Below are 24,479 nucleotides of genomic sequence, written 5' to 3' on the forward strand. Positions count from 1 at the left end.
CTGCTGATGCGGTTTGGTGGCAACACCGTCCGGGGTTCAAATCCCCGATCCTCCGCAGCTGAAAGGCCCTTCTCCGATCTTCGGGGAGGGCCTTTGTCGGTCTCTGCGGGCTTGTGGGTTGCACTTGGCCTGTCAGCCCCGGAGGGGCGAGCCCGCGCGGTCGCCGGCGTCCTTCCACAACCTCCGGTTCCAGGACCGCCGACTCGGCAGCGCCGCCATTGCCGACAAGATGCACGCCCACAGCTTGCCTGCCTGCTTGCCGGAACAGCGTCGTTGGCCTGGCAGGTCTGGCTGGCCGTGACGATGTTGTGCCACTTCTTGCACGCCCTCAGGCGGTTGGGCGCCGCCGCTGCTGCCACCATGGCCGATCGGGCGATGCGAGCGGATCCGGCGACGTTCGGGCGAGAAAGCTTCTGTCGATGGGGAGTACGAGGCTGTAGAGATGTGGTCGCGTCCAACGGGGCAGCGCCATGAGCACCTGTTCCAGTTCCTCGCGCGGATCGTCCTCGCGACAGCCCAGGCATGTGCAGGTGGGTAGGAGCCGGGTGGAGGTGCCGGGGATCACTTGCCGTGTCCAGGCCAGCAGCGCCGCGGCCACATGACCTGGGCTCAGCCGGGTGTGCTCCAGTGCGATCACCGCAGCCATGGGGCGCGGTCCGAGGCCGGGAACCTGATGAATCGAAGGTCTGTGGGTTACGCACATGAATCCTCGGGTGCGAACCGCTGACGGGCGCCTACGGGGCATGGCCCTTTCTGCACGAAGTCATGAGCGTGATGATCGCATGCCTTCGGCGTTACCTCCAGGTCGCGATTGCCCGAGCGAACCACGTCTCCGGCGGTGGCACGTCAGTGCCGGGACTGCTGCTGGCGGTTCGGGCGTCTTTCGTACATACGTACGATCCCCTAATCTGTCGCGAGCATGGAAGCCGGGCGATCGAACGAGAGGGACGCATGGGGGTCTTCTACGACTATTACCGGGCGGCGAACAGGCAGGTCGCTGCGGAGAAGCCTGATTACCCACGTGCAGTTGAGAAACCCATGCCGGGCGTCGCCACGTTCGACGCCGTGGACGCCAAGTGGATCGACCCCGACGTGATTCTTGGCCGGCTCATAGCTCTTGCCAGAGACGTTCCGTACAGCGTGGACCTGGTGCGGACGACCACCGTCTATCCGCCCCCCGAGGGCGCTCCGGCGACGATGGAGGAGTGGGAGGCCCTGCCCGACGACTCGCCTTACAAGGACGGACCGGGAATCGAAGAGCTCCCTGCGGACGTCCGCGACACGTTGGCCGGCGTCCCGGACGGCAGGTTGGACGAACTCGTCGAGCAATGGGAGCAGATCGAGGAGTTCGCCTTCGTCCCACCGGGCGATGGATACCTGCTGGAGATCCTTACCGGGCTGCGAGGCCTTGCTCAACGGGCGCAGGAGGAAGAGCAGATGATCTATTGCTGGATCGGCATCTAGTCTCCGCCGGTGCCGGGGTTCGAGCCCATGGCACCTTGTTCTCAGCGGCTGCCGTGCGGGCACGGCCCGGGCGTGCCGGGGCGGTGTTCAGAACTGGACGTTGGTCATCGTGTACCAGGTCGGGGCGAACGTCAGCAGGGCCAGGGCGACCAGGACGGCGAGCGCGCCGAGTGCGCGCGGGGTGGTGAGGGGCGCGGGGGAGATGGGGCGCTGCTTCCATCGTCCGGCCGTGAGGAAGGCCGCGACGCCGCCCAGGAGGAGGTTGGCGGGAACCAGTTCGTACTCGCCGCGCAGGATGTGGAAACCGGCCGCGAGGATCATCGTCAGCGTCAGGCCGGCGGCGGCGAGCGGCGTCAGCATCGGCTTGACCTTCGTCATCGCCGGCAGGATCAGGCCGATGCCGCCGAGCACCTCGACGATCCCGATGAAGACGATCAGGGACTGCGGCACCGCCGCGTACCAGGCCACCGCCCGGGGGGCTGTCGCGAACAGGGCGTCGTCGTACAGCAGCACCTTGCCGAAGCCGCTGCCGGCGAAGAAGAAGCCCCAGAGCGCTTGGAGCGACCAGAGGGCGCCGTTGAGGGTGAACCTCATTCTGCGCGTCCTGGGCTGCTGCTCGATGTCCGTGATGCTGACGTGGTGGCTCATGTCCTGTCACTGCCTTTTCTGATCGGATTCGCGGGGGAACTCGCCGGCGCTTCGTGCCTTCGTCAGTACGTGGTGAGCGGTGCGTGCTGACGGGGCTTATCCGAGCACGGAAGCGAGGTCGTGCGCATCGTCCGTGGGACAGGGTGGGACATGGGGGAGGCGGTTTACCTGCGGAAACGTGACTCATGCCGTGACCGCGGGATGGGACGGTCCCAGGTGGGGCGGGCGCCGCAGGGTGGGGAAGGTGTTCCTGCGGCGCCGAACCGCGGCCCGGCTTCTGGGCGTCAGTCCTGGAGGACCGAGAGGACGTTTCCCGCCGGGTCGGTGAACCAGGCGATCAGGGGGCCGCCGCCGCGGAAGATGCCCTTCTCGTCGGTCTTCAGCTGGTCGTAGCGCTGGAAGTGCACGCCGCGGGCCGCCAGGGCGTCGACGGCCTGCTCGATGTCGTCGACCGGGAAGTTGAGGATGGTGAAGGTTGCGGGGACGTGGTCGGGTTTGGGGTAGACCAGAATGTCGGTGCCGCCGGCGATGTGCAGGGTGAGCAGGCCGTTCGACTCCGACACCGCCAGCCCCAGGGTGTCGCCGTAGAACGCCTTCGCGGCGGCCAGATCGTTGACGGAGAATCCGCTGAACGCCTTCGTCTTGCCGAACATCGTCACATCGCCTTCCGGTGTTCCTCGCTGAGCTGGATGATCTGGACGTAGTTGCCGTCGGGGTCGATCGCCGTGGCGAACAGGCTGCCCTCGCGGTCTTCCAGCTCGGCCAGCCACGACACGCCCGCCTCCTCCATCCGGGCGACGATCGCGCGCGCGTCGGGGACGTCGAAGTTGAGTATCACCCGTCCGGGCTCGGGATTCTTGTCCGCCACGTCGGCCCTGGTGTCGATGATCAGGTGAAAGTCGCCGAACGTGAGCACGCCGTAATGGGTGACGTCGGTGTCGGACTCGGGGTCGAGCACGGTGGCGTACCAGGCGCGTAGTCGGGCCGGGTCGGTGCTGGCCAGGAGCAGGCTGTTCAGGTTGGGGCGCGTCATCGGTGCCTCCCGGTGGTCGGTGCGGCGGAGGGGATCCGCTTTCGGGAGGGCAGACTCGGCCGGGCGCGGGAACTCATCGGTGGCGCGCGAACGAATTTCGCGAAGGCGCCGGGTGGCCCTGTGGAAGCGAAGGCGCCGGGTGTCCCTGTGGAGGAGGGCGGGGTCAGGCGGTGCGGAGGGTCAGGCCGTACGCGCTCAGGATCTCGTTGACGGGCTGGAAGTACGTCGTGCCGCCCGTGCTGCAGTTGCCGGAGCCGCCCACGGTCACGCCCTGGGCCTGGCCGCCCGAGATGAACGGTCCGCCGGAGTCGCCGGGTTCGGCGCACACGTTGGTGCGGGTCAGGCCGTACACCGTGCCCTGGGCGTAGGTGACGGTGGCGTTGTGCTGCTGGACGGTGCCGCAGTGCCAGCCGGTGGTCGGGCCCCCGCGGCAGACGGACGCCCCCACCGTCGCCTGGACGGAGCCGCGTACGGTCACCAGCGTCCCGCCGGGACCGCGGACGTACGGCTGCGCGGTGTACCCGGGGGTGGCGACCCACGCGTAGTCGTTGCCCGGGAAGGACGAGCCCTGGAAGGTGCCAGCCGGTGACTTGACCAGGTCGCCGGTGTGCCCGCAGTGTCCCGCGGTGACGAAGCCCGGAATGCTGCCCTTGGTAACCGAGAAGCCGATCGTGCAGCGCATCGAGTCGACGTAGAAGGGGTCGCCGCCGATGATGTCGGCGTACGTGCGGGGCAACTCGGCGGACGGCGCCACCACGACGGCCGCACTGCGCGCCGCCGCCACCAGGGCCGCGGCCGGTGAGGCCCCGGACGTTGAGGACCCAGACGGTAAGGCCCCGGACGGGGAGGGGACCTGGAGGACGACCCGGTTCGCGCGGAGGTCGGCGTACCAGAGGGCGGTGCCCGTCCGGATGCGGCGGGCGGCCCGGTCCAGGCGGCGGACGACGGCGTCCAGCTCCGACAGCGAGTGCCGCACGACGACGGGACGCGCCCCCCAGGCCGAGATCGCGGCGGTCCGATCGGGGTCGGTGGTGGCGACGACGAGGGCGGAGGCGTCCTCGGTCAGCCACGATCCGCCGTAGGAGTCGCCCAGCGAGGTGGCCAGTTCGGCCTCCAGGGCGGCGGCATGCCGCTCGTTCGCCAGCCGGGTGACCACCGCGGGCACCGAGAGGCCGAGGTCGCGCGAGAGCGCCTCGATCACGGGGTCGGACGCCGCGTGGGCGGGGGTGGCCAGGCAGGCGGCCACCAAGGTGATGCCTGCCACTGCACAGCGAAACATGCCGCCGCTCCTCGATGGGGGGTTCTGTCACGGTAACGGCTGACAGACAAATGAGGAGATACCAAATATTTCCTATTAAGGCGATATGCCCGTCCTTCCGGCCACCGGCCACAAATGGAGATTTTTCGTCCTAAAGTTGTAACTGGTGGTATGTCGGTATCGTATTGGGCCTGGAGGTGTTCCCTATGGGTAATGGTGTTCGTCATTTCGCCGGGGCCGCGGTGGGGGTCGCCGCGATCCCGTTGATCGCGGCCGGTCTCCTGTACGGACCCCGCGCGACCACGTCCGTCCCCGACTGGACGGCGACGGCGCCGCTGACGGGGACCGCGGTCCTCATCGGAATCCTGGCCGGTTCCCGGATTTCTCCGGTCGCCTCGCTGCTGCCCGGCCTGGCTTTCACGGCCCTGGCCGGGGCGACGGTCGTGCGGGCCGCCACGGGAGGCGACCGGAGAATGGGATTCGACCTGGTGCCCGCCGATTATCTGGACGCGTACGCGGCATTGCTGAATACCTGGTCGTTGGTGGTCGGCGGCATTCTGCTGACCGCTTCGCTGTTCCCGTCCCGCTGGCGGGCGCGCCGGGGCGGGACGCCGGCTCCGGAGAAGGAGGGGGAGGAGCCGCCGCCGCTGCCCAAGCGCGTCCCGTTCGCGTCGAAGAGGATCACATCGGCGCGACCCGCTCCCGGGCCAGCCACAGGGCGATGACCACGTACGGCAGGACCAGGAGGGCGAACGTCGTGCCGTGGGACAGGAACGGCGATCCCGCGCCGTAGGCCGTGTAGACGGCCAGGGTGACCACGTTCGTGCCGAGCCCGGCCACCGACGTCACGGTGGCCCGCTGATCGCCCGAGACGCGTTCCTGCAGCCGCGTGTCGGCCACCACGCCGGCCATCTGGAACGCCCCAAAGGCACCGGCGACCAGCACGAACCCGGCCGGATGCGGAACCAGCGCGCCCGCCGCCATGGCCAGCGCGGCCAGCCCCAGGACCAGCGCGAACGACCGCTCGCTCAGGCGGCGGGCGGGCCCCGCCAGCAGGCCGCCCGCCGCCGCCCCGACCCAGACGGCCAGGACGAGCAGCGGAACGGCCGTCCTGGGCGCGCCGGTCGCGGCGGCCAGGAAGGGCACGTACTCCTCCAGAGCGCCCCAGATCGCCGTCACGACGGAGATCAGGACGATCGCTTCGAGCACGTTCCGATCGGTACGGGCCTCGGCCACACCGGCCCGCAGAACCGCGAGATACCGCCCGTCCGAATCAGTGGACGTCTCAGTGGACGTCTCAGTGGACGTCTCAGTGGACGCCGCTCGGACAGGACGCCGCTCGGGCAGGGTCAGCGCGGTGGCGGCGCACAACAGGCAGGCCGCCACGCTGGCCGCCCCCACCGCCGGATATCCGCCGGCCGCGAAGACGGGCGTGGCGAGGGCGATCGCCGACGCGGCGGCGGCGATGCCGATCGAGTGGGCCCGGCCCATGACGGCGGCGTACCGGCTCTGGAGGCCCCGGCGTCCGAGCTCCTCGTACGCGAGCGCCTCGAAGGCGCCCGAGACGAGCGCGCCCTCGGCCCCCCACAACACGAAGCCCAGCGCGAAGGCCCAGTAGGACGGGAACAGCACCCACAGCCCGAAGCCGACGCCGGCCAGCAGCGGGCCCAGGAACAACAACAGCCTGCGGGACACCGCGTCGGCCCAGGCGCCGGAGGGGATCTCCAGCACCATGCCGGTCACGGACCAGATGACGAACAGCGAGGACGTCTCGGCCACCGAGAGCCCGGAATCGGTGAACAACAGCGTGTACACCGGGTAGAGCAGGACGAACTCGCCGAGGAACGTGTAGACGTAAAGCTTGGGGACGAACATGCGGCCCTCTCGGAAGGGGCGGACAGGGACTCCGTCTGGTGCTCGGCACCTCGGAGGCCCGCGCGCGCTCCTGCCGCGTCGGCCGCTGGTGGTTCATCAATGTCGCCAGTGCATGCCCGGAGTCTAACCCCGGCCCGCCTCCCCGCGCTCGCCCGTACGCGCTAGGCGGATCTGGCCGGCTCCTCGGGCCGCGGGATCCACTTGTGCGCCCAGGTGACCAGCTCGTCGAGCACCGGGCGCAGCTCCTGGCCCATCTCCGTCAGGTGGTATTCGACCCGCACCGGCGACGTGGCCAGCACCCGCCGCTCGACGAGCCCGGCCGTCTCCAGCTCGCGCAGCCGGCGGGCCAGCATCGTGTCGTTGATGCCCGGGATGGCCGCCCTGAGGTCGGCGTAACGATGGGCGCCCTTGAAGATCATGTGGATCAGGGCTCCCGACCACCGGGCGCCGATCAGTTCGAGGGCGACGTGGAACCGGACGCAGACGGAATGGGGGCTCACGGGGCAGATCCTAACATTTGCTAAGAAATGTTTAGTTACTCAATAATGTTGAGGTATCAACTACCTGAGGAGGAACCCCATGGACAAGCCAGTCCTGCAGATCATCGTCGCCAGCACCCGTCCCGGCCGTGCCGGGCGCGAGGTCGCCGAGTGGTTCAAGAGCCGGGCCGTCGCCGCCGGCCAGTTCGACGTCGAGCTGGTCGACCTCGCCGAGGTGGGCCTGCCGTTCCTCGACGAGCCGAACCACCCCAAGCTCAAGCAGTACGTGAACGCCCACACCAAGGAGTGGAGCGCCACCGTCGAGCGGGGCGACGCCTTCGTGTTCGTGACCCCCGAGTACAACCACAGCTTCACGGCCGTGCTGAAGAACGCCCTGGACTACCTGCACCACGAGTGGCAGCACAAGGCGGCGGGGTTCGTCAGCTACGGCGGGATCTCCGGCGGCACCCGGGCGGTGAACGGCCTGCGCCAGGTCGTCAGCACGCTGAAGATGATCCCCGTGGTCGAGGCCGTCAACATCCCCTTCTACCAGCAGTTCATCGCCGAGGACGGCACCGTGGCGCCCAACGACATCATGATCGCCGCCGCCGACGCCATGCTCGCCGAGCTGGCCAAGCTCACCGGCGCGCTGCGTCCCATGCGGCTGGCCTCCGCCTGAGCTACGCTGCCGGTCGTGGCGCTGGCAGTGGATGTGGTGGTCCGTTACCGCAAGGCCGTGACGTACGGCGTGCACGCGGTGCTCGCCGCCCTGGAGACCTCGGGCGTGGAGCACCGGCAGCTGCTGGGCGTCACCCCGGAGGAGACGGCGGCCCACATCGCGGCGAGCCGGGCCGACCGGGTGCTCGTGCTCTGGTCGTTCTACTCCCCGGACGCCGAGGCCATGGCCGCCGAGCTGGCCGCCGTCAGGTCGCTCAGCGACGGCCGGGGGCTGCACATCGCCGGCGGCGTGCACGCCACCGCCGAGCCGCAGCAGGTCCTCGACGCCGGCTGGGACCTGGCCGCGATCGGCGAGGGCGAGTCCACGATCATCGCCCTGGTCGAGGCGCTGCGGCGGGACGAGCCGCTGACGACCGTGCCGGGCCTCGCGGTCAAGGACGCCGACGGCGTCGCGCTCAGGACGCGCCCGGCCCCGCAGCTCCCGCTCGACGCGTTCCCGTCGTTCCTGGGGCGTAAGGGGCCGATCGAGATCACCCGGGGCTGCCGGTACACCTGCCGGTTCTGCCAGACGCCGTTCATGTTCGGCGGCCAGTTCCGCCACCGGTCGGTGGCCAGTGTGCGCGAGCACGTCAAGGGCATGGTCGAGCAGGGGCTGCGGGACGTGCGGTTCATCACGCCGACCTCGCTCTCCTACGGCTCGCCGGGTCCCGACCCCGATCTCGGCGCGGTGGAGGAGCTGCTGGCCGGGGTCAAGGAGGAGCTGCCGCCGCACGGCCGGGTGTTCTTCGGCAGCTTTCCCTCGGAGGTGCGGCCCGAGCACGTCACGCCGGAGGCCATGCGGCTGCTCAAGCGGTACGTCGCCAACGACAACCTGATCATCGGCGCCCAGTCGGGGTCCGACCGGGTGCTGGCCGCCTCTGGCCGGGGGCACGGCACCTCGCCCGTGCGCGACGCCGTCCGGATCGCCGTCGAGCACGGCTTCAGGCCGAACGTCGACTTCATCTTCGGCATGCCGGGGGAGTCGGAGGAGGACCAGCGCCAGTCGCTCGTGCTGGCCGGCGACCTGGCCGAGCTGGGCGCCCGCATCCACACGCACACGTTCATGCCGCTGCCCGGCACGCCCTGGCGGGACGCCGAGCCCGCGTTCATCCCGCTCGCGACCATGCGGGAGCTCGACCGGCTGGCCCAGCGCGGCGACGCGTACGGCCACTGGCGCCGGCAGGCCGAGCACTCGGCCCGGCTGGCCGAGACGGCCAAGGCCTACCCCCGCCGCACCCGCCGTCGCCGAACGGACTGAGGGGCCGCGAAACGCCACGCCACGCCACGCCGACGCCGACGCCGACGGAGGCGGAGACGGCAAGCCGAGCACGCGCGGGACAACCCGACTGCGTCCACCCGGCACGCGCGGCGGCGGCGGCCCGGTCAGTCGTCGTCGGTGAGTCGTTCGAGTGCGCGGTTGATGGAGTCGCCGAGCGGCCGCAGAACCTCGGAGAGCGCCTCGGCCAGCGGCCTGAGGATCTCCGTCGCCTCGTCCAGCAGGTCGGGCGACTTGTGCTCGGGAGGCGCCCAGCGCATGGCGTCCGCGCTGAGCGTCTCCCATTCGTCCACGACGCCGTCGATGGCGTCGAGGACGTGATCCGGATCGTTTGGCATGACCCTCTCCGGAACAAATCGGTCGGATACCTGCCACGGTACCTTCAGGCCGGGATCGACACCCCTACCCCGCCCCGGGTCTGCGCGCCGTACCGCTCCTTGTCGGCGGCCAGGTCGAGCGGGCGGATGGCGGACCGGGCGGCCAGGGTCTCCTCCGTGATCAGCGCGGCGGGCACGAGCCAGGAGACCTCGAACTCCAGCCCGTCGGGGTCCTTGGCGTACAGCGCCTTGGTCGTCCCGTGGTCGGAGGCGCCGACGAGGGAGCCGAGCTCGCTCAGGGTGACCGCGATGCGCTCCAGCTCGTCGAGCGTGTCGACCTCCCACGCCAGGTGGTAGAGCCCGACGGCGGTGCGTCCGGCGGGCGAGGAGCCGGCGCCCGCGCCGATCTCGAACAACCCGAGGTCGTGGTCGTTGCTGGAGCCGGGGGCCTGGAGGAACGCGGCGCCGCGCATGCCCATGACCACCTCGAATCCGAGCGCCTCCCGGTAGAAGGCCACGCTGCGCTCCACGTCACGGACGTAGAGGACCGCGTGGTTGAGCCTGTGGACCGGCATGGTCGTCCCCTTTCACCTGTTTCTCCCGGCCAGAGTATATGAGAGTTCAACTAAAATGAGAGGGTGACTCGATGGCTGGATCCGGACGAGCAGCAGACCTGGCGTGACTTCCTGGCCGCCGGTCAGCTCATCAACGAGGCGCTGGACCGGCAGCTCCAGCGCGAGGCGGGCATGCCGCACACGTACTACATGATCCTGGTGGCCCTGTCGGAGGCGCCGGACCGGTCGATGCGCATGAGCGAGCTGGCCGCCAGGGCCCAGAGCTCCCAGAGCCGCCTGTCGCACGCCGTCGCCCGCCTGGAGGAGCGCGGCTGGGTGCGCCGTGAGCGCTGCCCGGCCGACGGCAGGGGCAACATCGCCGTCCTGACGGACGAGGGGTTCGCCACACTGGCCGCCACCGCTCCCGGTCACGTGGAGGAGGTGCGCAGGAGCCTGTTCGACGTCCTCACCCGCGAGCAGGTCCGCGAGCTCGGCGCGATCTGCTCCGCCGTCCGGGGCGCGCTGGAACGGTAGACCGCCCGGCTGTGCGGGGTGCGCGGGAACGGTGGAACGCCCGGCTGTGCGGGACACGCTGGAGCGGTAGCGAGCGAACTGTCATGGCCAGGCCGTAGCCTCTCCCGGTAGCCGAACGAGGGGATTGCCGATGCACCACACCGAAGAGGCACTGTTCCGGACGGTCCACGGCATCGCCGGGCTGATGGCGGGCCAGCCCGTGCCCGTCGTCATGGAGGCGTTGCTGCGCCACCTGCCCAAGGCCCCAGGTCTCGAGGTGGCGGAGATCCGCAAGATCGCGGAGGAGATCAGCGTCGGCCGCGACCCCTCGGGGCTGTGAATCACCCGAATTGCCCCTGAACGTCGCTCCCGAGCGGGGATACCATCTCAACCATCTCGCGCGGGACACGCATAAGGAGTTCGGGTGACGCTGGTCGCTGGGGTCGATTCCTCCACGCAGAGCTGCAAGGTCGTCATTCGCGAGGCCGAGACGGGCGCGCTGGTCAGGCAGGGCCGCGCCGCCCATCCGGCCGGCACCGAGATCCACCCCTCCCACTGGTGGACCGCGCTGCTGCGGGCGATCGAGGAGGCCGGCGGGCTCGCCGACGTCGCCGCCATCAGCGTGGCCGGGCAGCAGCACGGCATGGTCTGCCTCGACGAGGCGGGCGAGGTCGTGCGCGACGCCCTGCTCTGGAACGACACCCGCTCCGCCCGGGCCGCCGCCGACCTGGTGGCGGAGCTGGGCGGGCCGGGGGCCTGGGCCGACGCGGTCGGCTCGGTGCCCGTCGCCGCGTTCACCGTGGCCAAGCTGCGATGGCTGGCCGAGCACGAGCCGGACAACGCCCGCCGCACGGCGGCGGTCTGCCTGCCGCACGACTGGCTGACCTGGCGCCTGGCGGGCGCGCTCGCCCTGGGCGACGGCTCCGGGCGGGGCGGTGGCTCCGGGCCCGGCAACGGCTCCGGGCCCGGCAACGGCTCCGGCCGGGACGGCGGCTCGGGTCCTCGGGGCGGCTCGGGCTCGGGCTTCGATCTCGCGGCCTGGCACGACGCGCCCCCGCCGCCGCTCGACCTGCTCACCACCGACCGGGGCGACGCCTCGGGCACCGGCTACTGGTCCCCGGCCACCGGCGCCTACCGCACCGACCTGCTCAAGGCCGCCTTCGGCGCCGTCCCGCTGCTGCCCCGGGTGCTGGGGCCCGCCGACCGCGCGGGCGACCCGGCGTCGGCCGGGCCGCTGCTCGCGCCGGGCACGGGCGACAACATGGCGGCCGCCCTCGGCGTCGGGGCCGGGCCGGGTGACGTGGTGGTCTCGCTCGGCACGTCCGGGACGGTGTTCGCGGTCGCGGAGACGCCCAGTGCCGACCCCACCGGCGCGGTCGCCGGGTTCGCCGACGCCACCGGGCGTTTCCTGCCGCTGGTGTGCACGCTGAACGCCGCCCGGGTCCTCGACGCCGCCGCCGGGCTGGCCGGGGTCGGCCTCGACGAGCTGAGCGACCTCGCGCTCCGGGCCCCGGCGGGGGCCGGCGGCCTGACGCTGGTGCCGTACCTGGAGGGGGAGCGCACCCCCAACCGGCCCACCGCGACCGGCTCGGTCCTCGGGCTCACGCTGGCCACCTCGACCCCGGCCCACCTGGCCCGCGCGGCCGTCGAGGGCATGCTGTGCGGCCTCGCCGACGCCCTCGACGCGCTCGGCACCCGCCCGGAGCGGGTGCTGCTGATCGGCGGCGCGGCCCGCTCGGAGGCCGTACGCCGCGTCGCGCCGACCGTCTTCGGCGTGCCGATCGCGGTGCCGCCGCCCGGCGAGTACGTCGCCGACGGCGCCGCCCGCCAGGCCGCCGGCCTCCTCACGACCCCCGACTGGCGGACCGAGGACACCGAGACCTACGACGCCCCGGCCGTCCCGGAGATCCGCGCCCGCTACGCCAGGGCCACGTCCCACGTGCTCGACTGAGGGCTCTTGTTATTGGGCGAAAAAAGCCTCGCGGTGGACAAGTCATTAGAAATCCGATGCGTGTCGGAGTTGCTGGTCGCGGACGTGCGAAGCGATGCTGCGATCAGCGAGATACCTGGAACCACGGGTGTCCTTCCTGCGAGAAACGGAGAGATCCGTGGCCCTCACTCTCAATGCCGTGACCATCGACGCCGCGGACGATATCAACGGCGTCTTCCGATACGACGGCTCCGGCACTTCCTGGACCAAGATCAGAGGACCGGTCACCGTCAATGGGCCTTTCGGCGGCGGGTGGGGAACCCTCGTCGAGGGCGCCGGCGACGAGACGGGCACCGCGTTCGGCTACAGCGGCACCCCTTTCGACTGGTTCTCCGTCGGCGAGATCGGAGCGACCTACGCCGTCTCCGACAACACCGTCTACAAGACGCCTCGGGACGGCAGCCGGATACTCCAGTTCGACGGCTTCGAGGGCGACACGCCGCTGTGGAGCAAGGTCGGAGACTCCGGCTTCCTGGCGGTCGGTGGGTTCAGCGTCGTGGCCCAGATGCCCGACTTCCAGGGTGACACCTTCCTCTACAGCGGCAATCCGAACGACTGGGAACGCATCGGCCCCAAAGGCGGCGCATACGCGATCGCGGATACGGTTTACCGTACGGACCCGCTCAACAACACGGTGTTCAGATACACCGGCTCCGGAACCGCCTGGGACAACCTCGGCGCCCCTCCCCGAGGTGTCCTGCAAATCTTCGCCGGAGGTTTCGGGCTGTTCGCCACCGCCGCCGACTTCAGTGGCGTATATCAATTCCAGGACGCAGCCGGAAACTGGCAGCGCATCGGGGAGCACAGTGCGTCCTGCGCGGTCACGGACGACACCGTTTTCCGAGTGGCTCGGGACATGAGCGTATTTCAATACGATGGATTCGATGATTCCTGGACGCCCGTCGGCCGTCCCGATCGCGTGCTCCGCCTGTTCGTCGCCTCCGACTGAGGGACACCGTCCACCCGGGGGGCAGGGGAGGGGGACTCAGGGGTCGACTCAGGGACGGCTCGGGGGTGCCACCGGATGTGCCGGCACGCCTGTGGGCGCGAGAGTTGGGCACATGACCGCAGTGCCGAACAGCAGAGTGAGAGTCGCGAGAGCGCCCTGGAGCGTGAGTCTGAGGGCCCTCATGACCCCGACGAGGCTCTACCCCCTGATCGCCTGTGCATCGATCGTGTTCTCGGTGGTCGCGATCCTGGTCGGCCACTTCGGGCCCGACCCCTACCTCGACCCCATGAACGTGACCATCAGCGAGTACGCCGTGACCGACCGCGGGGGCGTCACGGAGGTCGCGATGGCGGTGCTCGGGCTCGGGTCGCTCGCGCTGCTGACCGCGCTGCGGAGGATGGGGGCGCCGGTCCGGGGGCTGCCGGAGAAGTTGCTCATGGTGTGGTCGGCGGCGCTGGTCGTGGTGGCGGTCATCCCGACCGTCCCTCTCGGTCTCGATCTCGACGTCGCGGCCCAGGTTCACCGGTACGTGTCGATCGCGGCGTTCGTGAGCCTGCCGGCCGCCGGGGCGCTGCTGGTGCCCAGGCTGACCGCGGACGTCCACTGGAAGCCCGTCGCGCGGGCCGTGGAGTGGGTGGCGCTGGCGGGCGGGTTCGGGCTGCTGGCGATCACGTACGTGGCCCTGCCGGGGGAGCGGGTCATGATCGGCCTGGTCGAGCGGCTGCTGCTGGGCGCCGAGGTGTCGTTGCTCGGCCTGCTGGCGGCGTGGGCGCTGTGGCTGACGTGGTCGCCGGCCCGTGCCCCGAAGCACCCAGTAGACGCAAATTTCCCGACATATCACAGATTTATCGCTAGTCGATCTTAATCTCGTCCGTTTCGATGCTATTCTCTCCCGCGATCTTCTATGCGGGAGCAGGTGTCATGGCATCGGGCAGATCCATCCGATTCAAGATCTCGACGCTGCTCGTCATCCCCTTGATCTCCCTGATCGCGCTCTGGGGCTTCGCCGCGAGCACGACCACGGGTGAGGCGCTGAACCTCTTCAAGATCGATGCGATCTGGTCGAGTGTGATCAACAACGCCGATGGCCTGGTCTCCAGCCTCCAGACCGAACGCCTGGCCTCCGCCGAACGCCTCGCGGGCACGGCGACCGAGCAGGCGGCCCTGTCCAAGGCCCGCGCCAAGGTGGACGCCAGCAGGAAGACCCTGCGCGAGCAGGGCCTGTCGGAGGACGCCCAGTCGGCGATGACCGACGACATGAGGAAGCAGTTCCAGGTCGTCCTGGACACCGTCGACCGGCTGCCGGAGGTCCGGCGCAAGGTCGACGAGCGCAGGATCACCCCCGGCAACCTGGTCACCGAGTACGCCAAGGTCTCCGACGAGGTCCACCTGCTGTACTCCAGGCTGACCGTCAGCACCGACCTCGAACTGTCCCTCCAGGCCCACGGCCTGATCGCGGCCGACGAGGTGCGCGAGCTGCTCAGCCGCGAGAACGCCCTGGTCGTCGCCTCCAACGGCCGCCCCTCGATGCACGACGTGCACCTGCTGGCCGGCATCGACGGCACCCGCACGTTCCTGTTCCCCAAGGCGCTGGCCAACCTCGACACCGAGCTGCGGGCGCCGTTCGAGAAGCTGTTCTACTCCTCCAGGTACATCACCATGGAGAGCCTCCTGCGGAGCTTCGTCGCCGGCCAGCCGGCCGACATGGATCTCTGGCGCGGCATCGCCGACCAGGTGCTCAAGGAGTACAGCGAGGCCGTCTGGGACACCGGGGACAAGCTGCTGGGCCGGATGCAGCCGGCCGGCGTGGTCATCGTGGTCAGGGCCGCGATCGCGGGCGCGCTGGGGCTCATCGCGGTGGCCTTCTCGATCTTCATCTCCGTCCGGGTGGGCCGCAGGATCACCAGGGAGCTGGCCACCCTCCGCCGTACGGCGCTGGACCTGGCCGAGGTCAGGCTGCCCGACGTGGTGACGAAGCTGCGTACCGGCGAGCGGGTGGACATCGACGCCGAGGCGCCGCCCATCAAGGTCGGCGACAACGCCACCAGCGAGGTCGCCGACCTCGCCGCAGCCTTCGACAGCGTGCAGAGCACCGCCGTGGACGCCGCCGTCGAGCAGGCCAGGCTGCGCGAGGGCGTGTCCGAGGCGCTGCGGAACCTGGCCAGGCGCAGCCAGTCGCTGCTCCAGCGCCAGCTCAGGATGCTGGACGAGATGCAGCACCAGACCGAGGAGCCCGAGGCCCTGGAGCGCCTGTTCCGGCTCGACCACCTGACCACCCGCATGCGCCGCCACGCCGAGGGCCTGGTGCTGCTCTCGGGCGGCACGGCGGGCCGCAGGTGGCGCGGCGTCATCCCGGTCGAGGACGTGCTGAGCGGCGCCGCCGCCCAGGTCGAGGAGTACACCCGGGTCCGGGTCTACCCGATGCCCGAGTGCGGCGTGTCCGGCTCGGCCGTGGCCGACCTCATGCACCTGTTCGCCGAGCTGATCGAGAACGCGACGTCGTTCTCCTCGCCCGCCAACGAGGTCTCGGTGCGCGGCGAGATGGTCGGCAGGGGCTTCGCGGTCGAGATCGAGGACCGCGGCCTCGGCATGGACGAGGAGACCCGCAAGTCCATCAACGACCGGCTGGCCAGCCCGCCCGAGTTCGACCCCGCGCAGACCGAGCGGCTGGGGTTCGCGGTGGTCGGCATGCTGGCCGCCCGGCACGGCATCAAGGTGACGCTGAAGCTGTCCCCGTACGGCGGCACGACCGCCATCGTGCTCGTGCCGGGATCGCTGGTCGAGCCCATGGCGACGCCGGTGCGGCCGATGGAGTTCGAGCCCGTGTCCGTCTCCGTCCTCCGGTCCGAGCGGCCGGTCGACGCGGGGGAGGCGACCGGGCCGGGCGAGCTGCCGCGCCGGGTGCGCACGAGCAAGCGCGCGGGGCCCGCGCCGGGCGAGGGACAGGACCTGCCCCGCCGCGACCGGCAGACGGGCCTGCCGCAGCGGCAGCGGCTCAGGCAGGCGCCCCTGGCCGCGCCGACGCCATCGGCGCCCGTGGCGCCCGTGGCCGACGAGCGTTCTCCTGAGGAGACCAGGGCGCTGCTCTCCTCACTCCAGTCCGGATGGCAGCGGGGGCGGCAGGAAAGCGACCAGGATGGGGGTTCCCGAGCGTGAGCGGCGAGCACGAGTGGGTTGACGAGGAGGCCGGGCCCGTCGTCCGGCCGTACGCCGTGGCGCGGGGGCGCACCAGGCCCTCGTCCCCGGCCCTCGATCTGCTGGCGACCGTCGTCTCGACGGGACGGCCCGCGCCGGCCAAGGCCGAGCTGAGCGGCCAGCACCGGCGGCTGATGAGCTGCCTGTCCGGTCACTCCAGGCCCGTCGCCGAGGTCGCCTCGGAGCTCGGGCTGCCCGTGGGCGTGATCCGGGTGCTGCTCGGCGACCTGCTGGAGTACGACCTGATCGACGTGCGCCCGCCGCGCGACAAGACCGCCACCCCGACGGAGAGCCTGCTCCGCGAGGTGATCAACGGGCTGCGCGCGCTCTAGCCCGGCGGCGGGCCGCGCCCGCCCGGGTTCGCGACGGGCCGCGCGTCCTAGTTGGCGGCGGTGAGCGTCCGCAGGGAGTGCTCGACCAGGGTGATCATCACTTCCTTGGCCGAGGCCCTGCGCCGCACGTCGCACAGCATCACGGGGACGTCGTCGTCGAGGTCGAGCGCGATGCGCACGTCGTCCACGCTGTGCTGGGACGCGCCGTCGAAGCAGTTGACGGCCACCACGAACGGCGTGCCGCGCTGCTCGAAGTAGTCCACCGACGGGAAGCAGTCGGTCAGCCGCCGGGTGTCGGCGATGACGACCGCGCCCAGCGCGCCGTAGGACAGCTCGTCCCACATGAACCAGAACCGTTCCTGGCCGGGGGTGCCGAACAGGTAGACGACCAGTCCGTCGCGGATCGTGATGCGGCCGAAGTCCATCGCCACGGTGGTGGTGGTCTTGGCCTCCACGCCGTCGAGGTCGTCGACCCCGATCCCGCGGTCGGAGAGCACCTCTTCCGTGCGCAGCGGCTTGATCTCGCTGATCGACCCGACCAGGGTGGTCTTGCCGACGCCGAACCCGCCCGCGATGAGGATCTTCAGCGCGACGGGGTCCTCAGAGAGCACGGAGTCCATTGATCACTTCCTTGAGAATGCGCTCATTCGAACGCGACCCCGTTGCCGAGGGCGACGTCACCGAGATGAGGCCGTGGTCACGCATGTCGCCGAGCAGCACCCGGACGACGCCTACGGGCAGGTCGAGCTCGACGGCCAGGTCGGCCACCGAGATCGGGCTCCGCGCCGCCCGCAGGATGAGCTGCTGTTCCGGCCCGAGGTCGTCCGCCTGGTCGGCGAGCGCGCGCACGGACGCGACGAGGTCGAAGGCGTCTCCCGACGAGCGCGTCCGGCCTCGGATGAGGGCGAAGGGCCGGACGACGGGCCCGGCCTCCTCGTCGTACCAGCGGGGGGCGTCGGTCATGCCGTTCCCGCGCGCGGGTTGGTGGTGATGTGCTGGCCCACCCGCTTGACCAGCATCGCCATCTCGTACGCGATGTGCCCGACGTCGACGTTCGCCTCGGCGATCACGGCCAGGCAGGTGCCCTGGCCGGCCGCGGTGACGAACAGGAACGCGCTCTCCATCTCCACGATGGTCTGGCGCACGTCGCCGCCGCCGAAATGGCGCCCGGTGCCGCGGGCCAGGCTCTGGAAGCCAGCGGCCACGGCCGACAGGTGCTCGGCGTCCTCGCGGGTCAATCCCTTGGAGTACCCGACGGCCAGGCCGTCGGTGGAAAGGATGACCGCCTGGCGGACGGCGGCGACCCTGCCTGCCAGGTCGTCGAGCAGCCAGTTCAGCTCACCGGTGTTGGTGGTTTGCGCAGTCATGCGTCCCCCTTGCTCATGGGCTCCTCCTCGGAGGCTTCTTCTCGGGCACGTTGGGTTCCCCGCTGGAACGCGGAGAACAGATCGCGTACCTCGTCGGGAGAGCGTTCGGCCTGCGGCTCCGGCTCCGGCGGTTCTTCCTTCAGCTGCGGCGCCAGGTTCGCCTGGCGCACGCGCCTGGGCAGTCCGGCGTGGGTGCCCGAGGTGACCACCGCGAGGGCCTTCTTCGTCCGGCTCGGCGGCTCCGCCGGCCGGCCGTCGTCGTCGCCTGAGGTCAGCGCGGCCTGGTCGGCGACCAGCGAGCGCGGCACGAGCACGATGGCCGCGGTGCCGCCGTAGGGCGAGCGGCGGAGCTGGACCTTGAGGCCGTGGCGTTCGGCCAGCCTGGCCACCACGAACAGGCCCAGCCGGTCGCTGTCGGCCAGGTCGAACTCGGGCGGGGCGGACAGCAGCTTGTTGATCGCGGCGTACTCGACGGCCGACAGGCCGAGCCCCTTGTCCTCGATCTCGATGGCGTAGCCGTTGCTGACCACGTCGCCGCGGATCTGGACCACGGTGTCCGGCGGTGAATAGATGGTGGCGTTCTCGATCAGCTCGGCCACGAGGTGCGTGAGGTCGGCCGCGGAGCCGCCGTCGAACGCGCTGACCGGCATGGCCTCGACGTTGACCCTCGTGTAGTCCTCGACCTCGGCGACCGCGGCCCGGACGATGTCGATCACCGGCACCGGCCTGCGCCAGGCCCGCGCCGGAGGCGCGCCCGACAGGATCATCAGGCTCTCGGCGTGCCGCCGCATGCGGGTGGTCAGGTGGTCGAGGCGGAAGAGCTCCTCCAGCCGGTCGGGGTCGTGCGTGCGGCGCTGCATGCCGTCGAGCAGCCCGAGCTGCCGGTGCAGCAGGCCCTGCTTGCGCCTGGCGAGGTTGAGGAAGACCTGCCCGACCCCGCGGCGCAGCGCGGCCTGCCCGACGGCCGCCGTCACCGCCGTGCGCTGCACGGACGCGAAGGCCCGGCCCACGTCGGTGATCTCCGCCGATCCGCTCACCCTGATGGCCCTGGCCTCCTTCCGCACGTCAACGTCCTCGCCCTTGCGCAGCCTGTCCACGACGTCGGGCAGGCGCACCTCCGCCAGCTCGATCGCGGCGGTGCGCAGCCCGTACAGCTCGCCCGCCAGGCGGCGACCGAAGCGTACAGAGATGATGATCGACGCGAGCACGGCTATCAACCCGAGGCCGCCCGCGACGGCGATCTCGACGACCGTGCCGGTCGCGGCCCGCGAGGTCCGGCCGGCCAGCGTCTTGGCCGCGGCGGCGCTGTCGCGGTCCAGTTCGGTGGTGAGCCGGTCCACCGCGCTCTTCCACGCCTCGGCGTCGGCGGGCGGCGAGCCGGTCTTGACGACCCTGGACTCCAACGCGGAGAAGGTCAGGAACGGCTGGGACGCGAACACCTGCTCGAACGGCCTGCGCAGCGGCACGTCGAGCCCGGCCAGCCCGCGGGCGTGCAGGAACTTCCTGGAGGCCGCGTACTCGGTGAAGGCGGCCCGCTCGGGCTCGGTCAGCCGCTTGTCCACCAGCGCGCCGACGATGAGGGCGTGCTCCCTGGCGATGTACTCCCGGGCGCTGCCCATGGCGTGCAGGGAGGTGGCCTGCTGGAAGACGGTCAGGTCGGAGACGGAGATCAGGTGGTCGTAGAGGGCGAAGACGGCGTCCAGCACCTGGTTGTAGGCGTCCACGCCGGCCAGGCGGGAGCTGATGCCGCCGTCGATGTCGGCGCGGATGGAGCCGAGCCGGTCGAGGTGGGCGGTCAGGGCGTCGAGCGGCGTCCGCAGGTCGTCGCCGACCGCGTCGCCCGCCTCGGTGACGGCGTGCGCGAAGTCGGCGGCCGCCTTGTCCGTACGGGCCCGCTGCGCGCCCAGGACCTCGGTGAGTTCACGGGTAGTGAGCGCCTCGGCGGAGCGCACCCGTTCGGACTGGAGCTGAACGCCCAGGTCGGTGGAGGTGACGCCGAGTGTTTCGTAGAGCGTGTCGGCCCGGAGGAGTGACTGTGCGTCGCCCATGGTCAGGTTGAGGACGAAACCCCACAGCGCGCTGAGAGACAGGAGGGGTAGCAGCAGCAATAAAAAGATCTTGAACCGAATTGACCGGTTTCGCGAGCCCATGTCCCAACCTCGAGTCGGGGGCATTTCCACACCTTGTGTAAATACACCTCCGGAAGATCGCACAGGAGACTAGCATCGTTTATGGTTCCGGCGCAGTGGGAGGAACAGGATGATTACCGTGATTATTGGGGCATGATCTCGGCCTCCCGGCGGGCCGCGCGCAGCACCCGCCAGAGCCACCCCAGCGCGACCAGCGAGATCACGATGAGTCCGGCCCAGTTCACCAGCGTGTACACGTGCACCTGCCCTTCGGTCACGTGCGGCACCCGGCCGATCCGCAGCAGCTCGAACTGCCACGGCCGCCCGGTCAGCACCAGCGTGATCGCGATGGCGATGGCGCTCATCGAGTCCCACAGCGCGTGCAGCAGCGAGACGCCGAGGTAGCACCACACGACGTGCCCGGTGAGGCGTCCGTGGGCGGCGAACAGCACGCCGCCGAGTATCGCGGTCCACAGGCCGTGGCCCACCGGCGCCAGGATGCCCCGCAGGATCTCGGTCTCGACGAGCTGCGCCAGCGACAGGCCGTCGGCGGTGAACAGGGCGTTGAAGGCGTAGCCGGAGCTCTCGAAGGCGGCGAAGCCGAAGCCGACCGTCGCGCCGAGCACCACGCCGTCCCTGGGCGAGCGCCGGACCGCGTGCCGGGTGACGTACATCAGCGCGGCCAGCTTCACGCCCTCCTCGATCAGGCCGACCAGCGCGTACATGAGGAACGAGGGCCGGATCAGCCAGCTCTCCAGCAGCGACGCGCCGAGCACCCCGAGCACGCCGCCGACCACGAACGCCCGGAACTGCAGCTCCACCGTGACCACCGGCGAGCGGTCGCGCCCGTGCGCCCACAGCACGAACGTCACCGGGATCAGGAAGCTGCCGAAGAGCACGACGGTCGGCACCAGGTTGGAGTTGGCCGTCCAGGCCGTGACGGCGACCGTGGCCAGCCACAGGACCAGCCCGCCGAGGAAGACCCGCAGCCAGGGCCTCATGCGGTGAGCTCGCGCACGGCCCGGTGCGCGGCCACCACGGCCGCGTCGCCGCCGGCCGCCGGTTCGGTGTCCGACCCGGCGATGGCGATGCGGCCGAACCGCCTGCGGGCGACGTCGGCGGGGAAGGGGCCGTCGGGGTAGAAGGGGTGCCAGGGCCTGCAGTACGCCACCGGCAGCCCGTGCCCCCAGCGGTGGACGGTGACCGCCTCGACGCCGGCCCGGGGGCCCAGCAGCCGGGCCACCTGGTCGCGCACGCCGTCCGCCAGCCGGTCGTAGGGCGTCGCCATCAGCTCCCGCCGGCCCGCCGCCGCCCCCGCCACGGGCCCGAGCTCCGACCGGCACGGCGTGGCCAGCAGGCGCAACCCCTCGGGCGCGGGCTCGCTCAGGCACCAGAACGCGCCCGTCCAGCGGGTGCGCCCGATCCGCGCCCGGCCGCCGCGCAGCCGGACGGTGGCCTCCAGGACCGGCAGCCGAGCCGCCTGGCCCAACGCCCGCCGCTGCTGCTCGGGCAGGTCGGGCACCAGGTGCGGCACGTCCGCGCTCCAGCAGGCCATGATCACCGACTCCGCGCCGACGGTCCTGACCCGATGCCCGTCGAAGTACGCGACCACCACGGACGCGTCCCCGTGCCGGACCGAGACCACCGGGCTGGACGGCCGCAGCACCGCCCGCGCGGCACCGGGCGGGCTCCCGGTCGCGGGCCCGGCCGCTGAGGCGTACCGCGAGGGCTTGTCCAGCCCCAGGCCGCCGAACCCCGGGTAGCCGGCGGCCCAGGCGTCCACCGCCCCGAGCGCCCGGCCGTCGTAGGCGCGCTCGGCGCACGGCAGCGTCCGGCAGAACCGTTCCGCGTCGGGATGCGCGCCGCAGACCTCCAGCAGGAACCGGGAGTAGGTCAGCCCGGCCAGGCGCTCCTGCTTGTCCTCCTGCGACAGCCCGGGGAACCAGTCGGGCGGGTCGTCGCGCAGCATGCGCAGGTCGTCGACGGCCCGCGCGGCGAGCGGCAGCTCCTCCAGCCGGCCGGCCGGGACCAGCGTGTCGGCGCCGAAGCTCTCCCTGTCGCACATCACGTGCACAGCCGGCCCCGCGCCGAACCCCGCAGGGCCGCCGTGCTCGCCGGGGTCGCGGTTGTCCAGCACGAGCACGCGGGCCCTCGGCTCCCGGCGCAGCCACTCCGCCGCCGCGCTGAGACCGCTGCGACCGCCGCCCACGATCACGAGGTCGTAGCTCTCGCCGGTGGGCTCGGGCGGGCCCGCGTGCCGCCAGAAGCGGCCGTCGCGCAGCGCGTGCGGCACCGCGACCGCCTGCGCGGTGTCCCCGCGCAGCCCTCCGGCCGGTTCCGCGGCGTTGACAACGGCCTTCGCCGCCGAGCAGCCCAGAGCGCTCACCGCAATCCCGTCGAACAAGTCACGGCGGGAAATGGGCACATCCATCCCGAGGTCGCGCGGATTCCTGCTCATGAGGGCGATCATCAGCACTTCGGCCAAAAGCCCCACAGGGGCGCGCAGCGGTTCGAGAAACATTTTGCGTGGCCTATTACCGCGAATGCCCGTTTGGAGTAGCGTCCGGAATGCAAGCGAGCGGGGGGAGCAGGGTGGTCGGCAAGCAGGGCAGAGTCACCGGAAAGATCGGCCCAGGGCTCGTCGGCGAGGTCATGATCCCGGTCAGGGGCGGGGTGGAGGCCTTCTACGCCCACCCCAGCGTGCCCGACGAGGAGTTCGGCCTCGGAACCATCGTGGTCGTGGTGGACTACTTCCCCCCGCGGACGGTTTACGTGGCCAGAGCACTCGTCTAGGGAGGGCCGGTTGTCCCCCGAGGTCTTCATCGTCGCCGGAGCCGCGGTCGTCGCGGTCGTCATCGTGATTCTGCTGTTCAAAGCCGTCTGGCGGGTCGCCGAGCCCAACGAGGCGCTGATCATCTCCGGTCTGGGGGCGCGCCGCCGGGGCGAGGGCGTCGACAGCCTGGGCTTCAAGATCATTACCGGCAAGGGCACGGCCGTGCTGCCCGGCTTCCAGGCCGCCCGGCGGCTGCGCCTGGACACCAGGGCGGCCAACCTCCAGGTCTCCTGCGTCACCCAGCAGGGCATCCCCGTGCACATCCGTGGCGTGGTCATCTACAAGGTCGGCGACGACCTGTCCTCGATCGCCAACGCCGCCCGCCGCTTCCTCGATCAGCAGGACTTCATGACCAGCGCGATCCACGAGCTGTTCACCGGGCACCTGCGCTCGATCATCGGCAACCTCACCATCGAGGACCTGATACTCAACCGCGAGCGCCTGACCAGCGAGACCAGGGCCTCGGCGGCCGACGAGATGAGCAAGCTCGGGCTGATCGTCGACTCGCTGCAGATCCAGGAGATCGACGACGAGACCGGCTACATCGCCAACCTCGGCAAGCCGCACGCCGCCAGGGTGGCCGCCGTCGCCCGCATCGCCCAGGCCCAGCGCGACCAGGAGGCCACCGAGGCCGAGCAGATCGCCGCCGCCAACAAGGCCGCCGCCCAGCGCGACGCGCAGCTCAAGCGGGCGGCCTACCAGGCCGAGATCGACCGGGCGCAGGCCACGACCCGGCAGGCGGGGCCGCTGTCGGAGGCCACCGCCCGGCAGGAGGTCGTCGTCCAGGAGACCAGGGCGGCCGAGCTGGAGGCCCAGCTCGCCGAGCAGCGGCTCCAGTCGCAGGTGCGCAAGCCCGCCGACGCCAAGGCGTACGAGACCGTCACGCTCGCGCAGGCCGACCGGGACGCCCGGATCGCCCAGGCCCAGGCCGAGGCCCAGGAGACCGAGCTGCGCGCCGGGGCCCAGGCGAGCCAGGTCAAGCTGGCCGCCGCCGCCGAGGCCGAGTCCGTACGGCTGCGCGGCGAGGCGGCCGGCGCGGCCACCAAGATCGCGGGCGAGGCGGAGGCCCAGGCCGCCCAGGCGCGCGGGCTGGCCGAGGCGCAGGCGGCCAGGGCGCTGGGCCTGGCCGAGGCCGAGGCGATCAGGGCGCGGGCCGAGGCGCTGAAGGAGAACCAGGAGGCCGTCATCGCCCAGCAGCTCGCCGAGCGCTGGCCGGAGGTCGTCGAGGCGGGCGCGAAGGCGTTCGGGAACGTGGACCACATGGTGGTGCTGAACGGCGCCCAAGGCGTGGAGGAGCTGCTGGCCAAGGCGCTCACGCTCGGCGGCACCGGGATCGGCCTGGCCAGGGCGCTGCTCGACGGCGGAAGCCGGAACGGCGCCGAACCCGACGCCCCGCGCGGACCCAAAACCTCTCGCGAGCCTGAAGTCCCGCGCGAGCCCAAAACCACTCGCGAGCCTGAAATTCCTCGCGAACCTGCCGAATTCCGTGAATAGCGACGTTACTCGGCTCCTTGCTCGGCCCTTCCTCTAGCGTTTTCGAAAAAGCCGCT

Annotated in this window: 28 protein-coding genes; 13 read left to right on the plus strand and 15 right to left on the minus strand. The window is 71.0% G+C overall.

Annotated elements, in window-relative coordinates:
* Positions 1–328: 328 nt before the first annotated feature.
* Positions 329–646 (minus strand): hypothetical protein, encoded by a 318-nt coding sequence (locus ACWCSD_RS05385; protein ID WP_449913216.1) that lies wholly within the window; start codon positions 644–646, stop codon positions 329–331.
* A 119-nt stretch (positions 647–765) separates the two neighbouring features.
* Here ACWCSD_RS05385 and ACWCSD_RS05390 point away from each other — a divergent pair, with 119 nt between their 5' ends.
* On the plus strand, positions 766–1,464 hold the full coding sequence (locus tag ACWCSD_RS05390) for a hypothetical protein (RefSeq protein ID WP_449913218.1): 699 nt from the start codon (positions 766–768) through the stop codon (positions 1,462–1,464).
* Between the two features lie 87 nt (positions 1,465–1,551).
* Here the strand turns inward: ACWCSD_RS05390 and ACWCSD_RS05395 are convergent, their stop codons facing one another.
* From ACWCSD_RS05395 to ACWCSD_RS05410, 4 genes are all read right to left on the minus strand, one after another.
* Positions 1,552–2,112: a DoxX family protein gene (locus ACWCSD_RS05395; RefSeq protein ID WP_449913219.1), complete on the minus strand. Its 561-nt coding sequence runs from the start codon at positions 2,110–2,112 to the stop codon at positions 1,552–1,554.
* Between the two features lie 284 nt (positions 2,113–2,396).
* A complete protein-coding gene (locus ACWCSD_RS05400; RefSeq protein WP_449913220.1) occupies positions 2,397–2,765 on the minus strand; it encodes a VOC family protein in 369 nt (122 codons plus the stop codon).
* 2 nt (positions 2,766–2,767) lie between these two features.
* Positions 2,768–3,145: a VOC family protein gene (locus ACWCSD_RS05405; RefSeq protein ID WP_352357622.1), complete on the minus strand. Its 378-nt coding sequence runs from the start codon at positions 3,143–3,145 to the stop codon at positions 2,768–2,770.
* 163 nt (positions 3,146–3,308) lie between these two features.
* Positions 3,309–4,424 carry a S1 family peptidase gene (locus tag ACWCSD_RS05410; RefSeq protein ID WP_449913223.1) on the minus strand — a complete coding sequence of 372 codons (1,116 nt, stop codon included), beginning with the start codon at positions 4,422–4,424 and terminating at the stop codon, positions 3,309–3,311.
* Positions 4,425–4,588: 164 nt separating this feature from the next.
* On the opposite strand from ACWCSD_RS05410, the gene ACWCSD_RS05415 reads away from it, so the two are divergent.
* Positions 4,589–5,128: a hypothetical protein gene (locus tag ACWCSD_RS05415; protein ID WP_449913225.1), complete on the plus strand. Its 540-nt coding sequence runs from the start codon at positions 4,589–4,591 to the stop codon at positions 5,126–5,128.
* Here the strand turns inward: ACWCSD_RS05415 and ACWCSD_RS05420 are convergent.
* Both ACWCSD_RS05420 and ACWCSD_RS05425 read right to left on the minus strand, forming a co-directional pair.
* Positions 5,085–6,278, minus strand: coding sequence for an MFS transporter (locus tag ACWCSD_RS05420; protein ID WP_449913226.1), 1,194 nt, complete (start codon positions 6,276–6,278; stop codon positions 5,085–5,087). The genes ACWCSD_RS05415 and ACWCSD_RS05420 overlap by 44 nt on opposite strands.
* Positions 6,279–6,439: 161 nt before the next feature.
* Positions 6,440–6,778, minus strand: coding sequence for a winged helix-turn-helix transcriptional regulator (locus tag ACWCSD_RS05425; protein ID WP_397154851.1), 339 nt, complete (start codon positions 6,776–6,778; stop codon positions 6,440–6,442).
* 79 nt (positions 6,779–6,857) lie between these two features.
* On the opposite strand from ACWCSD_RS05425, the gene ACWCSD_RS05430 reads away from it, so the two are divergent.
* Positions 6,858–7,436, plus strand: coding sequence for an NADPH-dependent FMN reductase (locus ACWCSD_RS05430; protein ID WP_397154849.1), 579 nt, complete (start codon positions 6,858–6,860; stop codon positions 7,434–7,436).
* Between the two features lie 15 nt (positions 7,437–7,451).
* Entirely contained in the window at positions 7,452–8,732 is a 1,281-nt protein-coding gene (locus tag ACWCSD_RS05435; protein WP_397154847.1) for a TIGR04013 family B12-binding domain/radical SAM domain-containing protein, read from the plus strand.
* Between the two features lie 125 nt (positions 8,733–8,857).
* Here ACWCSD_RS05435 and ACWCSD_RS05440 read toward each other — a convergent pair whose 3' ends face one another.
* Both ACWCSD_RS05440 and ACWCSD_RS05445 read right to left on the minus strand, forming a co-directional pair.
* A complete protein-coding gene (locus ACWCSD_RS05440; RefSeq protein ID WP_352318077.1) occupies positions 8,858–9,088 on the minus strand; it encodes a hypothetical protein in 231 nt (76 codons plus the stop codon).
* Positions 9,089–9,132: 44 nt separating this feature from the next.
* Positions 9,133–9,642, minus strand: coding sequence for a VOC family protein (locus tag ACWCSD_RS05445; RefSeq protein ID WP_358290701.1), 510 nt, complete (start codon positions 9,640–9,642; stop codon positions 9,133–9,135).
* Positions 9,643–9,705: 63 nt separating this feature from the next.
* On the opposite strand from ACWCSD_RS05445, the gene ACWCSD_RS05450 reads away from it, so the two are divergent.
* The 7 genes from ACWCSD_RS05450 to ACWCSD_RS05480 all read left to right on the plus strand — a co-directional run bounded on the left by ACWCSD_RS05450 (position 9,706) and on the right by ACWCSD_RS05480 (position 16,600).
* Positions 9,706–10,155, plus strand: a complete 450-nt coding sequence (locus ACWCSD_RS05450; protein ID WP_397154845.1) for a MarR family winged helix-turn-helix transcriptional regulator — start codon at positions 9,706–9,708, stop codon at positions 10,153–10,155.
* A gap of 130 nt (positions 10,156–10,285) precedes the next feature.
* Positions 10,286–10,474, plus strand: a complete 189-nt coding sequence (locus ACWCSD_RS05455; protein ID WP_357965933.1) for a hypothetical protein — start codon at positions 10,286–10,288, stop codon at positions 10,472–10,474.
* An 84-nt stretch (positions 10,475–10,558) separates the two neighbouring features.
* Positions 10,559–12,085: a xylulokinase gene (locus ACWCSD_RS05460; protein ID WP_449913229.1), complete on the plus strand. Its 1,527-nt coding sequence runs from the start codon at positions 10,559–10,561 to the stop codon at positions 12,083–12,085.
* A 178-nt stretch (positions 12,086–12,263) separates the two neighbouring features.
* Positions 12,264–13,073: a hypothetical protein gene (locus tag ACWCSD_RS05465; protein ID WP_397154839.1), complete on the plus strand. Its 810-nt coding sequence runs from the start codon at positions 12,264–12,266 to the stop codon at positions 13,071–13,073.
* A 181-nt stretch (positions 13,074–13,254) separates the two neighbouring features.
* Complete coding sequence (locus ACWCSD_RS05470) at positions 13,255–13,938, plus strand: DUF998 domain-containing protein (RefSeq protein WP_449913230.1); 684 nt, start codon at positions 13,255–13,257, stop codon at positions 13,936–13,938.
* Between the two features lie 56 nt (positions 13,939–13,994).
* Entirely contained in the window at positions 13,995–16,229 is a 2,235-nt protein-coding gene (locus ACWCSD_RS05475) for a sensor histidine kinase (RefSeq protein ID WP_397154835.1), read from the plus strand.
* Positions 16,226–16,600, plus strand: a complete 375-nt coding sequence (locus tag ACWCSD_RS05480; protein WP_358290686.1) for a DUF742 domain-containing protein — start codon at positions 16,226–16,228, stop codon at positions 16,598–16,600. The genes ACWCSD_RS05475 and ACWCSD_RS05480 overlap by 4 nt, the downstream gene beginning before the upstream one ends.
* Before the next feature lie 47 nt (positions 16,601–16,647).
* Here the strand turns inward: ACWCSD_RS05480 and ACWCSD_RS05485 are convergent, their stop codons facing one another.
* The 6 genes from ACWCSD_RS05485 to ACWCSD_RS05510 all read right to left on the minus strand — a co-directional run bounded on the left by ACWCSD_RS05485 (position 16,648) and on the right by ACWCSD_RS05510 (position 22,554).
* Positions 16,648–17,220: a GTP-binding protein gene (locus tag ACWCSD_RS05485; protein ID WP_352318064.1), complete on the minus strand. Its 573-nt coding sequence runs from the start codon at positions 17,218–17,220 to the stop codon at positions 16,648–16,650.
* Positions 17,201–17,563, minus strand: a complete 363-nt coding sequence (locus tag ACWCSD_RS05490; RefSeq protein ID WP_352357593.1) for a DUF742 domain-containing protein — start codon at positions 17,561–17,563, stop codon at positions 17,201–17,203. Before ACWCSD_RS05490 ends, ACWCSD_RS05485 begins: the two co-directional genes overlap by 20 nt.
* Positions 17,560–17,967, minus strand: a complete 408-nt coding sequence (locus ACWCSD_RS05495) for a roadblock/LC7 domain-containing protein (RefSeq protein ID WP_352318060.1) — start codon at positions 17,965–17,967, stop codon at positions 17,560–17,562. The genes ACWCSD_RS05490 and ACWCSD_RS05495 overlap by 4 nt, the downstream gene beginning before the upstream one ends.
* Entirely contained in the window at positions 17,964–20,075 is a 2,112-nt protein-coding gene (locus tag ACWCSD_RS05500) for a sensor histidine kinase (protein WP_449913233.1), read from the minus strand. Before ACWCSD_RS05500 ends, ACWCSD_RS05495 begins: the two co-directional genes overlap by 4 nt.
* A 164-nt stretch (positions 20,076–20,239) precedes the next feature.
* Positions 20,240–21,097, minus strand: a complete 858-nt coding sequence (locus tag ACWCSD_RS05505; RefSeq protein ID WP_449913234.1) for a PrsW family intramembrane metalloprotease — start codon at positions 21,095–21,097, stop codon at positions 20,240–20,242.
* Complete coding sequence (locus ACWCSD_RS05510; protein ID WP_449913236.1) at positions 21,094–22,554, minus strand: NAD(P)-binding protein; 1,461 nt, start codon at positions 22,552–22,554, stop codon at positions 21,094–21,096. The genes ACWCSD_RS05505 and ACWCSD_RS05510 overlap by 4 nt, the downstream gene beginning before the upstream one ends.
* 134 nt (positions 22,555–22,688) lie before the next feature.
* On the opposite strand from ACWCSD_RS05510, the gene ACWCSD_RS05515 reads away from it, so the two are divergent.
* Positions 22,689–22,889, plus strand: a complete 201-nt coding sequence (locus ACWCSD_RS05515) for a hypothetical protein (protein ID WP_358290673.1) — start codon at positions 22,689–22,691, stop codon at positions 22,887–22,889.
* A gap of 10 nt (positions 22,890–22,899) precedes the next feature.
* Positions 22,900–24,423, plus strand: coding sequence for an SPFH domain-containing protein (locus tag ACWCSD_RS05520; RefSeq protein ID WP_449913238.1), 1,524 nt, complete (start codon positions 22,900–22,902; stop codon positions 24,421–24,423).
* Positions 24,424–24,479: the final 56 nt, after the last annotated feature.

The sequence above is a fragment of the Nonomuraea sp. NPDC001684 genome, assembly GCF_053596515.1.

Excerpts from the sequence above, each read along its gene's own strand:
- ACWCSD_RS05385 (WP_449913216.1), bottom strand. The coding sequence starts at position 646 with ATGGCTGCGGTGATCGCACTGGAGCACACCCGGCTGAGCCCAGGTCAT.
- ACWCSD_RS05390 (WP_449913218.1), top strand. The coding sequence starts at position 766 with ATGAGCGTGATGATCGCATGCCTTCGGCGTTACCTCCAGGTCGCGATT.
- ACWCSD_RS05395 (WP_449913219.1), bottom strand. The coding sequence starts at position 2,112 with ATGAGCCACCACGTCAGCATCACGGACATCGAGCAGCAGCCCAGGACG.
- ACWCSD_RS05400 (WP_449913220.1), bottom strand. The coding sequence starts at position 2,765 with ATGTTCGGCAAGACGAAGGCGTTCAGCGGATTCTCCGTCAACGATCTG.
- ACWCSD_RS05405 (WP_352357622.1), bottom strand. The coding sequence starts at position 3,145 with ATGACGCGCCCCAACCTGAACAGCCTGCTCCTGGCCAGCACCGACCCG.
- ACWCSD_RS05410 (WP_449913223.1), bottom strand. The coding sequence starts at position 4,424 with ATGTTTCGCTGTGCAGTGGCAGGCATCACCTTGGTGGCCGCCTGCCTG.
- ACWCSD_RS05420 (WP_449913226.1), bottom strand. The coding sequence starts at position 6,278 with ATGTTCGTCCCCAAGCTTTACGTCTACACGTTCCTCGGCGAGTTCGTC.
- ACWCSD_RS05430 (WP_397154849.1), top strand. The coding sequence starts at position 6,858 with ATGGACAAGCCAGTCCTGCAGATCATCGTCGCCAGCACCCGTCCCGGC.
- ACWCSD_RS05440 (WP_352318077.1), bottom strand. The coding sequence starts at position 9,088 with ATGCCAAACGATCCGGATCACGTCCTCGACGCCATCGACGGCGTCGTG.
- ACWCSD_RS05445 (WP_358290701.1), bottom strand. The coding sequence starts at position 9,642 with ATGCCGGTCCACAGGCTCAACCACGCGGTCCTCTACGTCCGTGACGTG.
- ACWCSD_RS05455 (WP_357965933.1), top strand. The coding sequence starts at position 10,286 with ATGCACCACACCGAAGAGGCACTGTTCCGGACGGTCCACGGCATCGCC.
- ACWCSD_RS05470 (WP_449913230.1), top strand. The coding sequence starts at position 13,255 with ATGACCCCGACGAGGCTCTACCCCCTGATCGCCTGTGCATCGATCGTG.
- ACWCSD_RS05475 (WP_397154835.1), top strand. The coding sequence starts at position 13,995 with ATGGCATCGGGCAGATCCATCCGATTCAAGATCTCGACGCTGCTCGTC.
- ACWCSD_RS05485 (WP_352318064.1), bottom strand. The coding sequence starts at position 17,220 with ATGGACTCCGTGCTCTCTGAGGACCCCGTCGCGCTGAAGATCCTCATC.
- ACWCSD_RS05490 (WP_352357593.1), bottom strand. The coding sequence starts at position 17,563 with ATGACCGACGCCCCCCGCTGGTACGACGAGGAGGCCGGGCCCGTCGTC.
- ACWCSD_RS05495 (WP_352318060.1), bottom strand. The coding sequence starts at position 17,967 with ATGACTGCGCAAACCACCAACACCGGTGAGCTGAACTGGCTGCTCGAC.
- ACWCSD_RS05505 (WP_449913234.1), bottom strand. The coding sequence starts at position 21,097 with ATGAGGCCCTGGCTGCGGGTCTTCCTCGGCGGGCTGGTCCTGTGGCTG.
- ACWCSD_RS05510 (WP_449913236.1), bottom strand. The coding sequence starts at position 22,554 with ATGAGCAGGAATCCGCGCGACCTCGGGATGGATGTGCCCATTTCCCGC.